This is a genomic window from Chitinophaga sp. CB10, assembly GCA_001870995.2.
Classification (GTDB): domain Bacteria; phylum Bacteroidota; class Bacteroidia; order Chitinophagales; family Chitinophagaceae; genus Chitinophaga.
The window spans coordinates 38,519-49,880 of record MLAV02000027.1 but is presented as its reverse complement, the minus strand read 5'-3'; the positions used below and the strand labels follow the sequence as shown (position 1 = coordinate 49,880).

At 53.5% G+C, this 11,362-nt stretch carries 7 protein-coding genes; 6 read left to right on the top strand and 1 reads right to left on the bottom strand.

The window, feature by feature from the left end; genetic code table 11:
* Window positions 1-213 precede the first annotated feature (213 nt).
* Window positions 214-999, bottom strand: coding sequence for a DeoR/GlpR family DNA-binding transcription regulator (locus tag BOC67_RS24815; protein WP_291914860.1), 786 nt, complete (start codon window positions 997-999; stop codon window positions 214-216).
* A gap of 335 nt (window positions 1,000-1,334) precedes the next feature.
* Here BOC67_RS24815 and BOC67_RS24810 point away from each other — a divergent pair, with 335 nt between their 5' ends.
* The 6 genes from BOC67_RS24810 (at window position 1,335) to BOC67_RS24785 (ending at window position 11,361) form a co-directional block, all read left to right on the top strand.
* Window positions 1,335-4,499, top strand: a complete 3,165-nt coding sequence (locus tag BOC67_RS24810; RefSeq protein WP_291914859.1) for a SusC/RagA family TonB-linked outer membrane protein — start codon at window positions 1,335-1,337, stop codon at window positions 4,497-4,499.
* Window positions 4,500-4,510: 11 nt separating this feature from the next.
* Window positions 4,511-6,070: a SusD/RagB family nutrient-binding outer membrane lipoprotein gene (locus tag BOC67_RS24805; protein WP_291914858.1), complete on the top strand. Its 1,560-nt coding sequence runs from the start codon at window positions 4,511-4,513 to the stop codon at window positions 6,068-6,070.
* 1 nt (window position 6,071) lies between these two features.
* On the top strand, window positions 6,072-8,339 hold the full coding sequence (locus tag BOC67_RS24800) for a family 20 glycosylhydrolase (protein WP_291914855.1): 2,268 nt from the start codon (window positions 6,072-6,074) through the stop codon (window positions 8,337-8,339).
* Window positions 8,340-8,342: 3 nt separating this feature from the next.
* Window positions 8,343-9,647, top strand: a complete 1,305-nt coding sequence (locus BOC67_RS24795; RefSeq protein WP_291914853.1) for a gluconate:H+ symporter — start codon at window positions 8,343-8,345, stop codon at window positions 9,645-9,647.
* Window positions 9,648-9,705: 58 nt separating this feature from the next.
* Window positions 9,706-10,176, top strand: coding sequence for a RidA family protein (locus tag BOC67_RS24790; RefSeq protein WP_073086865.1), 471 nt, complete (start codon window positions 9,706-9,708; stop codon window positions 10,174-10,176).
* A gap of 111 nt (window positions 10,177-10,287) precedes the next feature.
* Complete coding sequence (locus BOC67_RS24785; RefSeq protein WP_291914850.1) at window positions 10,288-11,361, top strand: membrane dipeptidase; 1,074 nt, start codon at window positions 10,288-10,290, stop codon at window positions 11,359-11,361.
* The last annotated feature ends 1 nt before the right edge of the window (window position 11,362 follow it).

Below are 11,362 nucleotides of genomic sequence, written 5' to 3'. Positions count from 1 at the left end.
GGAGCTTGACTGTGTCACAATTATCAATTATTTTTGGTGAGCGGCTGAAATTACGATTGTAAATTAAATCTTGACACAGTTTATTTTACACTCCCTTGAATTCTCGCTTATTCTCCACCTCTCTGAGCGCTCTGCCCCCTTGCTCCCTCTGCGAGAAAAAAATCCGCTCTCTGCGCGCTCTGCCCCTCTGCGCTCTCTGCGAGAAAAAATCCGCTACAATATCGTCAGCTCCTTCGCCTTATACGCCTGCAGTTCCTTGCTCTCCGCCGGCAGTTCCGTGATCAGATAATGTATGTCCGATAAATCCGCAATCTTCATCTTCATCGATGAATTCAATTTCTCAGAAATTGCAAGAATTGCAACTTTATCTGCGGCTTTTATCATCGCCTTCTTTACCTGTATCGTCTCCCAGTCGGAATCCGTCAGCCCGTTTACCGGGTCAATGGCATTGGTGCCAATGATGCACAAGTCCGCCTTGATGTTGGACAGGTATTCAAACACTTCCCCGCTCACCGTCATCTGCGAATAAGCTGAAATCTGGCCGCCTATTACGATTGTCTTGATCATCGGCTTATCCAGCAGCTCCACAGCGCTGAGCACATTCACCGTAATAAACGTCGCCCGCAGGTTGTTGGGAATCTTTTTAATGAACTCCCGGATGGTAGTGCCACCGCCAATCAGCACAATCATATCGTCCCGCAATAATTGCAGGGTCTTGTCCGCAATGACCAGCTTGTTGGTTTGCGCATAGGTTTGTGATTCGTGGCCGTAATGATAAGCTATGGACATGGCGCCGCCCTTGATCTTCACCACCTCCCCGTCGTCCGCCAGTTCATTGACGTCGCGGCGGATGGTATCCTCTGATACATTGATCAGGTTCACCAGTTCTGTATAAGTAATGCGGGTGTGGATATTCACCTGTTGAATGATGAGCTGCTTCCTCGCTTTTTTGGTGAGGGTTACCGGAGGCAGCTGGTCTTGGGTATTTGCACTATCCATAGCGTGTCGACAATTCTGAATTTAGATGAAAGTATTATATGCTCGGCTATCTCTGTTGAGTATAAGATTTACGTCTAATATAATACATACAACAAAAATAAACCTTATAGAATGATTTTTTGCATTTTTATTATTGCAAATTCGATTTTTGCGATAATTGAGAATTCCTTAACGTTTAATTATCAATAATTTAATAAGACATATCAATAAAGAGTACAACTTGCTTGCGTGAATATTGCAGATTTATTTGCAAATAATTTGCAGAAATCAAATCTTTTCCTACTTTTAGCAAAGTATTTCCGCATTATTTGAAGATTATCAACCAAACCACTCACATGAAAAATGTCTTAAACCTGGCAACTTTCACGAAATTGCTACTATGCCTGTACTGCCTCTGTAGCACTGTGGTCAGCTTCGGTCAAAACAAAGCCGCCCAAATCGCAGGTACCGTAACGGGTACCGACGGACAAAAAATTATCGGCGCCAACGTATCCGTGCTCAACGCAAAAGGAATCGGCGCTACCACCAACCTCGACGGCCAGTTCAGCATCAAACTGCCCGATAACCTCCAGGGCGCCAATATTACCTTACTGGTATCCTTTATCGGGTATGATAAAAAAGAAGTGAACGCCACAGCCGGACAAACCAACCTGCTCATCCAGCTGGAAGTATCCTCCAAAGCCCTCAACGAACTCGTTGTAACAGCGCTCGGTATCAAAAAAGAGAAGAAAGCCACCGCCTACGCCATCACGGAAGTAAAAGGATCCGACTTCACCAAAGCCCGCGCCATGAACCTCGGCGATGCCCTCAGCGGTAAAGTTGCCGGCGTAAACGCCTCCTCCCTCGCAGGCGGCCCCGGCGCTTCCAGCCGTGTAGTCATCCGCGGTACCGGCTCCCTCAACGGGGACGATCAGCCGCTCTACGTGATCAACGGGATGCCTATCGATAATACCACCGCAGCACGGCCCTCCAACGGCAACGGGTCTATTGGTCTCAACCAGGACCGCGGCGACGGTATCGGCGGCATCAACCCCGATGATATCGAATCCATCACCGTGCTCAAAGGAGGCCCCGCCGCCGCCCTCTACGGCTCCCGCGCCGCCAACGGGGTAATCCTCATCACCACCAAAAAAGGCGTGAAACAAAAAGGTATCGGCGTGGATTATAACGGCACCTTCACCCTGGAATCGCCCTCCGTAACGCCGGACTGGCAATATGAATACGGCTCCGGTGTGAACGGACTCAAACCCGCTACACAAAATGAAGCCATCAGCGCAGGCCGGCTCTCCTGGGGGCCGAAAATTGACGGCAGCCCCGTCATCCAGTTCGATGGCGTCATCCGCCCTTATGTAGCGCAGAAAAACAATATCAAAAACTTCTATAACCTCGGCAACACCCTCACCAACACCGTAGGCTTCTCCGGGGGGAATGAATCCGCCTCTTTCCGCGCTTCCCTCTCCGATATGAATAACCGGGGCCTGGTACCTAACCAGCACCTCAACAAAAAAATATTCAGCCTCGGCGTAAACGCCAACCTGAGCAAACGCCTCACCGTAGAAGGATTCGCGCAATACAATATCGAAAGGTCGCAAAACAGAACCGGCGTGGGCGATGCCACCGGCAACCCTAACTGGGGTACCTACATGATCGCCAACACCGTGGATATCCGCAACCTCGAACCGGGCTACGACAAAAACGGGAACGAAGTGAAATGGAACCCTTCCGAGTTCGCTACCAACCCGTATTTCGCAGTGAATAAATTCCGTAACCACGACGATCGTAACCGCTTCATCGGCAACCTCGGTATCAAATACAACCTGCTGGACAACTTCTTTGTACGCGGCCGCGTGACGACGGACCATACCAGCAGCACCTTCGTGGGCATCGTGCCATCCGGCACCGCCTACTATACGGACGGCTACTACCTGCAAACGGACAACGCCATCACCGAAACCAATGCCGAACTGACGCTGAACTATAACGCACGTATCAGTCGCGACCTGCAGCTCACCGCCCTCGCCGGCGGCAACCGCCGCAAAAGCGTAAACGACGCCACCACCATGCAGGGCCGTACCTTCTTCCAGCCTGGTTTCTACGATCCGTCCAACGTACTGGGACTGACCACCACGGTGCTGAACCAGCGACTGGCCACCAATTCCCTCTTCGGTTCCGTGGACCTCAACTTCAGGGACTACCTCTATCTCTCCGTCACCGGAAGAAATGACTGGTTCTCTACACTCGCCGCCACCAGCAATAATATTTTCTATCCTTCCGTCGGCGCTAGCTTCCTGCTGTCGGAAGCAGTATCCCTGCCTAAGTGGATCGACTACGCCAAGGTCCGTACCTCCTGGGCACAGGTAGGCGGCGGCGCTCCCATGCCTTACGCCCTCAACCAAACATACAGCATGGTGCCGGGAGGCGGGCATAACAACCAGCCGCTCCAAACGCCTACCCAAACCACCGGCACTACCTCCGGAGAGCTGATCGCGCCTAATCCTTACCTGAAGCCTTATACCTCCACCACGGCGGAAATTGGCCTGGAAGGCCGCTTTGCGAACAACCGCATCGGGTTCGACCTTACCCTCTACCAACGCAGAACTGTGAACGATATCATGCGCGTAACCATCTCCTCCTCCGCCGGCTACAACTACGCCTACCTCAACGTAGGCGAAATGAGCAACAAGGGCGTGGAGCTGCTCATCAACGGTACGCCGTACAAAAACAAACACTTCAGCTGGGACGTAAGCCTCAATGTGGCGTATAACCGTAACCGTGTGGAGTCGCTCAATGGCCTCAACAGCCTCGAACTGGATAAAGCCGTGAACTCCTACGCCTTCCTCTACGCGCAGGTAGGCAAGCCTTACAGCTCCATCATGGGCTATGGCGTAAAGAAGGATGCCAACGGTAATACCATGTACAATAAAACCAACGGCTATGAGCTGACGACCGGTTTGCAGGACTATGGCACCGGCATCGCGCCCACCACCGGCGGTATTACCAACACGTTCCATTACAAGCGGTTCGACCTGAGCTTCCTTATCGACGGCCGCTTCGGCAATAAGATCTACTCCGGCACCAACTTGTACGGCACCCGCTTCGGATTGACGAAGATCACCCTGCCAGGCCGTACGGACGGGCTCACCGTTACCGGTGTGGACGCAGATGGCAAACCTTTCACCAAAACGTTTGACTACGCCCACGGCATCCAGCAGTATTACGACAACTGGAAGAATATCTCCGAGAAATTCATCTACGACGGCAGCTTCATTAAACTGCGCCAGGTGGTGTTCTCCTACAATATTCCCACCCAGCTGCTTTCCTTCGCCAAAGTGCAGCAGGCCTCCGTTTCATTCGTGGCAAGAAACCTGCTCATCCTCTATAAGAATGCGCCGAACATCGATCCGGAATCTACCTTCAGCAATGCCAGCGCGCAAGGCTTTGAAATGTTTGGCGTGCCGCCTACCAGGAGCTATGGCCTTAACCTGAATGTGAAATTTTAAAATTTAACCGCATGCAACGTTTGTCTAAATATAAATACCTCCTGCTCCTCGGCGCCGCGCTGGGATTGGCTTCCTGCGACAAGGGCTTTGAGGAACTGAATACTAACCCTAACGCCTCTACGACGCAGAATGTGGATTACATGTTTTCACAGGCCCTGCTCAAAGGCAGTTATGTGTATGATAAAGCTTACTACTACACTTCATACCTCTTCTGCGGTACCTACGTGCAGCACTTTGCCGTAGCCAAGGAAATTGCCGGCTCCGGCGCAGGCGATAAATACGGCGTCAGCGATTTCTACCAGAGCTTTTATTACCGTTTCGCCTATACGAACTCCATCCTCAACGTGCAGGAGATCATCGATGCCAACAAAGCCGGGAAAATAGCCGGCACTTCGGTGAACAAACTCTCCGCCGCGCGCATCTGGAAAGTATTGCTCATGCAGCGTATTACGGACCTCTATGGGGATGTGCCGTACTCCCAGGCAGCGCAGGCGCGCAGCGGTATTTTCGCGCCCGCGTATGACAAGCAGGCGGATATTTACGCGGATATGCTCAAGGAACTGGACGAAGCCATCAAGGCATTTGATCCGGCCCAGCCTACCTACGGCGGCGCTGATTACCTCTACAAAGGCGATATCAATAAATGGAAGAAATTCGGTTACTCCATCATGCTGCGTGTGGCCATGCGCCTCACGAAAGTAACCGACGGTAAGATCCCCGTGAAAGATTGGGTGCAGAAAGCAGCTACCGGTGGTGTGATCCTGGACGCGGCGGACAATGCGGTTGTAACCTATGCCAGCGGCCCTCAGCCGTATAACCAAAACCCCGTTGCCGTTGAACTGATCAGCCAGGATTACACCATCAATTCAAAAGGAGCGGATAATATTGAATGGAGCAAATTCAGCAAAACGTTTATCGATTACCTTAAAAACAATGCGGACCCGCGACTGCCGGTATATTCCGTCGTGTGGGTTAACAACCAGGCGGATACCAGCACCGCGCGCCAGAAAGGTATGCCTAACGGCCTCAGCTCCAAGCCGGACGATTTCGTAACCTATTCGGAACCTAACCCGAATACGATTTTGAAATACGCAGCGCCTTTATTAATATTAACCAATGCTGAAACTAACCTGCTGCTGAGCGAAGCCGCTACCCGCGGCTGGGTAGCGGGAGATGCCGCGCAATACTACCGCGATGGGGTTGCCGGCGCTATGCGCAACCTGGCCCTCTTTGGCGAAGGCGGCGTGATCAGCCAGCAAAAAATAGACGCCTACCTGGCTGCGCACCCATTCAATACAGCCGGTACGCCCGAACAAAAAATGGATCAGATTCATACCCAATACTGGGTAGCGCATCTGCTGGATGAAATGGAAGCTTATGCCAACTGGCGCCGCACCGGCTATCCGGCACTGGTACCTGTTAACAACGCCGGCAACGCTACCGGTGGTACGATTCCCCGCCGGTTCCAGTATCCCGGCCAGGAACAAAGTATCAACGCCGTCAATTACAAGACAGCCGTTGACCGCCAGGGTCCTGATCTCTTAACAACAAGAATGTGGTGGGATAAATAATATGAAAAAACTGCTGATCGTAATTTTATTGGCGGCCGCCGGGCAAAAGGCCGCTGCTCAAAGGAACCAGGCTGCTGCGGCAGCCCTGGTTCCTTTGCCTGTACAAACGCAATGGACCAACGAAACAGTCGCCATCTCGGCCAATACCGCTATTGTAACGGATGCCGCTACCGCCGGCCTCGCGGTATTGCTCAACACCTACGTGCAGGAACAACTGGGCTTCCCGCTGCCGGCACAGGGCAAAAATCGTATAGTCCTGACCGTAGACACTACCCTGCAACTCCCGCCGGAAGGCTACCAGCTCAGGGCTGCCAACAATGAAGTGCGCATCGCTGCATACAGTACTGACGGTATTGTACACGGCATTGCCACCCTAAGGCAGCTCTGGCAGCCACAGGGGAAGTCGCTGCGGGTCCCGGGCGTAACGATCACCGATTATCCCCGCTTCGCCTACCGCGGCATGCACCTGGATGTGAGCCGGAATTTCTTTTCAGTAGACTACATCAAACAACTGATAGATCAGCTGGCTTTTTATAAGATCAATAACTTCCACTGGCACCTCACGGACGACCAGGGGTGGAGAATAGAAATCAGGAAATATCCCAAATTGCAGTCCATCGCAGCCTGGCGCAACCAAACCCTTATCGGCCACAAGAAAGAACTTCCGCATCAGTTCGACGGCCGTAAGTACGGTGGTTACTATACGCAGGATGAAATCCGGGAAGTGGTCGCTTACGCCGCCGCCCGGCACATCAATGTGATTCCTGAAATAGAAATGCCAGGCCATGCGCTGGCCGCGCTGGCGGCCTACCCGGAGCTGGGCTGCACCAAAGGGCCGTACAAAACGGCGGAGTTCTGGGGCGTGTTTGATGATGTGTTTTGCGCCGGTACGGACAGTACGTTCACTTTCCTGGAAGATGTGCTGGACGAAGTATTTGCCCTCTTCCCCTCCCCATATATCCACCTCGGCGGGGATGAATGCCCCAAGGTGCGCTGGGCCAAATGCCCTGCCTGCCAGCGCCGCATGAAAACGGAACAGCTGAAAAATGAAGACGAACTGCAAAGCTATTTTGTAAAACGCATCGCTAAATACATTCAATCCAAAGGCCGCAAAGTAGTCGGCTGGGACGAAATCCTCGAAGGCGGCCTCGCACACGGCGCTGCCGTGATGAGCTGGCGTGGCGTGGAAGGCGCAGTGGAAGCGGCTAAACAGGAACACCAGGTGATCATGACGCCGGAGGATGAACTCTATTTCGATCACTATCAATCGCTTTACCGCACGGAGCCTACTGCCGCCGGCGGATATACGCCGCTCCGGGAAGTGTATGAATACGATCCGCTGCATGCCGCCGGCGATACGGCTTTGCTGCCTTATATCGCCGGCATACAGGGGCAAATGTGGAGCGAATACCTGCCCACTGTACAACAGGCGAACTACATGATTTACCCGCGGCTGCTGGCCCTCGCGGAAAGGGCATGGTCGCCCCGGGAAACCCGCAGCTATCCTGATTTCTTACAGCGTTTAGCCGTTCATGATACACTGTTGAAAACCAGGGGAATCGTAGCCCCGGCAGTCCGCCATGAAATTACGTACGAATCCGATAGCCTGGAGCGGGGCGGCATTTATATCTCCCTACATACTACCTCACCTGCCGCGCGCATTCGTTATACTTTGAACGGTACGGCTCCCGATGCTAACAGTCCTTTATATGAAAGGCCGTTGCATATAACGGAAACGGCTACACTACGTGCCGCGCTCTTTGAAGGGCAACAGCAAGTTTACAGGGAGTTTCAACAGGTGTTTAATGTAAGTAAATCCACCGGCGCGCGTATCACGTTAAAAGCGCCGCCGAATACGAAATATAACGGGGACGCCTCTACGCTCGTAAATGGCATTACTGGCACGCATCGCTTCAACGACGGCCAGTGGCTCGGTTTCAGCGCCCGGGACCTGGATGCGGTGATCGACCTCGGCACGCCCCAGCTCATAAAGGTAGTGGCGGCAAACGTACTGCACTATCGCTGGCAAAAGATGTGGGCGCCGGCGATATTGGAATTCCAATACTCCAACGATGGCATCCATTACCTGCCGATGGCCAAAACAAAAACTTTTATCATCAACGGCATTAACAACGTACGCATCCGGGTGCGGCCTGTAAAAGCCCGATACATCAGGGTTTGCGCCAAAAACAGGGGCGTCATCCCGGCAGGGGAGTACGGCGCCGGCGGCAATAGTATGTTGCTCATGGATGAAATTTCTATCAATTAATTTATGTCAATTTTAATCGTATTTGCCTGCCTGCTGCTGTTGATCCTCCTGCTCACGTGGGGGAAAATGAACGCGTTTATCGCTTTCATGCTCGTTTCCGTGCTGGCAGGCTTATTACTCGGCATAGCGCCGGATAAGCTGCCGGAGAGTTTGCAGAAGGGAATAGGAGATACCGTCGGCGGGCTGCTGGCCATCATTGTGCTGGGCGCCATGCTGGGCAAACTGGTGGCGGAAAGCGGCGCTGCCCGCCAAATCGCCAACACGCTCATGCAACTTTTCGGGGAAAAATACCTGCAATGGGCGCTGCTCATCGCCGCCTTCATCATCGGCATCCCGCTGTTTTACGGCGTGGGCTTCGTACTCATGGTGCCGCTGATTTTTTCCGTCGTGTACCAATACAAGCTGCCGGCAGTGTACATCGGCCTGCCCACGCTCGCGGCCCTGTCCATCACCCACGGCTTTTTGCCGCCGCACCCTTCGCCGGCAGCGCTGGTCACGCAATTTCATGCGGATATGGGGCGCACCTTATTATACGGCCTGCTCGTAGCTATTCCCGCGCTAATCCTTGCTGGGCCCGTGTTTGCGAGGTTCTTAAAACGAATACCCGCTGCCCCTGACGCCATGTTTGCACAAGGGGATAGTGCTGGTAGTTTTATTTTGCCGGGGAGAATAAATAGCTTCGTCACAGCGTTATTGCCCGTTTTATTACTAATGCTTACGACGCTTTATGCCAATATTGCCAGTCCCGCGCCATGGATAGCCCTTGCCGGAAACGCCCCAATGGTAATGCTGCTTTGTATAATAGTGGCTACCTTTACATTGGGCCTGGCACAAGGCCGGGATATGCGGCAACTCACGCGCATCTACGCGGACGCGGTGAAAGACGTAGCCATGATCGTACTCATCATCGCCGGGGCCGGCGCGCTGAAGCAGGTGCTGGCGGACAGCGGTGTAAGCAACGAGATTGCGGCCGCCATGCAAAGCTGGCGCATACCGGTGCTGGTGCTGGGATGGCTGATGGCCGCGCTGATAAGGGCCTGCGTAGGTTCTGCCACCATCGCCGGGCTCACCGCCGCGGGTATGATCGCCCCGCTGATGGTACAAGCCGGGACCAATCCCAACCTGATGGTATTGTCCATCGGCGCCGGCAGCCTGATGTTCTCCCACGTGAACGATGCCGGCTTCTGGATGTTTAAGGAATATTTTAACCTGAGTATAAAAAATACCCTGCTGTCCTGGTCCGTTATGGAAACCATGGTAGGCATCGCAGGACTGGCAGGCGTTTTATTGCTAAATGCTTTTATCTGAGCGTAGCGATAAAATGCGCTGAACGCTTTAACTAAAACAACATAAAAACTGATAATCTATGGAAAACAATCATGCAGATGAGCGATTTGCAGCACTGGGATTGAACCTGCCGCCGGCGCCGGCGCCATTGGGCGTTTATAAACCCTGCCTGATAGATGGCAAATACCTGTACCTCTCCGGCCACGGCCCCGTGCAGGACGATAAGTCCCTGATCATCGGCCGCATCGGCGCGGCGCTGGATATGGAACAAGGCAAGCTGGCTGCACGCCAGGTAGGCCTCACCATGCTCTCCACCATCGTGGCGAATGTGGGCAGCCTCAATAAAGTGAAACGTGTTATCAAAGTGCTGGGCATGGTCAACTGCACGCCCGACTTTGAACGCCATCCCTATATCATCAACGGTTGCTCAGAGCTGTTTGCCGCCGTATGGGGAGAGGAAAACGGCATCGGCGTAAGAAGCGCCGTGGGCTTCGGTTCCCTGCCGGATAATATTCCCGTGGAAATAGAAGCATTGTTTGAATTATACTAATCAAACGGTCATCCGTTTACCCTTCGTATGTTGCCGGAAATGATTAATGCAGTATTTTCCTAACGGGGGTAACGTACAAGGGTACACGGATGCCCTACATCTTAATACGCTATGTTTACAATTGATGCGCATCTCGACCTCAGCATGAACGCGCTGGAATGGAACCGCGACCTGCGGCAAACGGTAACGGCTATACGCGCCAGGGAGCAGGGGCTTACCGATAAGCCAGACCGCGCAAAAGGCGTAGTAGCTTTCCCGGAGTTGCGGAAAGGAAATATCGGCCTCGTAGTGGCCACGCAGATAGCCCGCTATGTTGCGCCGGATAACCCGCTGCCCGGCTGGCATTCGCCGGAGCAGGCCTGGGCGCAAACCCAGGGGCAGCTGGCCTGGTATAAAGCCATGGAAGAAGCAGGAGAGCTGGTGATGATTAAAGACCGCAAATCTCTCGACGCGCACGTGGCCCGCTGGAACGACGGTACGCCCAACGATAATAAGCCCATCGGCTACATCCTCAGCCTGGAAGGCGCTGATTCCCTGGTGGACCTCCGCCACCTCGAACGGGCCTACAATAAAGGCCTGCGCGCCATCGGCCCCGCGCACTACGGCCCCGGCAGGTACGCCAACGGTACCGATGCCACCGGCCACCTCAATGAACAAGGCCGGCAGCTGATCCGCGAAATGGAAGCGCTCAACATCATCCTCGATGCCACGCACCTCTGCGATGACGCCTTCTGGGATGCGATGGAAATATTCAACGGTACCATATGGGCCAGTCATAATAATTGCCGCGCCCTGGTCAACCACAACCGCCAGTTCAGCGATGAAATGATCCGGGCATTGATCAGCAAGGGCGCAGTGATCGGCGCAGCGCTGGACGCCTGGATGATGGTGCCCGGCTGGGTGAGAGGCGTTTCCACGCCGGAAGGAATGCAATGCAACCTCGATAAAATGATTGATCATATCGATCACATCTGCCAGCTGGCAGGCAACAGCCTGCACGTGGGCATCGGTACCGACCTGGACGGCGCCTTCGGGAAAGAGCAATGCCCTTACGATCTTGAAACCATCGCGGACCTGCAAACGCTGCCTGCGAAGTTTGCCGCCAGGGGCTATAGTCCGGCCGATATAGAAAATATTATGCACGGCAACTGGTTAAGGTTGCTGCGCAATGCCTGGAAAGACTAAT

Coding starts and splice junctions, on each gene's coding strand:
- BOC67_RS24815 (WP_291914860.1), bottom strand. CDS start 999: ATGGATAGTGCAAATACCCAAGACCAGCTGCCTCCGGTAACCCTCACC.
- BOC67_RS24810 (WP_291914859.1), top strand. CDS start 1,335: ATGAAAAATGTCTTAAACCTGGCAACTTTCACGAAATTGCTACTATGC.
- BOC67_RS24805 (WP_291914858.1), top strand. CDS start 4,511: ATGCAACGTTTGTCTAAATATAAATACCTCCTGCTCCTCGGCGCCGCG.
- BOC67_RS24800 (WP_291914855.1), top strand. CDS start 6,072: ATGAAAAAACTGCTGATCGTAATTTTATTGGCGGCCGCCGGGCAAAAG.
- BOC67_RS24795 (WP_291914853.1), top strand. CDS start 8,343: ATGTCAATTTTAATCGTATTTGCCTGCCTGCTGCTGTTGATCCTCCTG.
- BOC67_RS24790 (WP_073086865.1), top strand. CDS start 9,706: ATGGAAAACAATCATGCAGATGAGCGATTTGCAGCACTGGGATTGAAC.
- BOC67_RS24785 (WP_291914850.1), top strand. CDS start 10,288: ATGTTTACAATTGATGCGCATCTCGACCTCAGCATGAACGCGCTGGAA.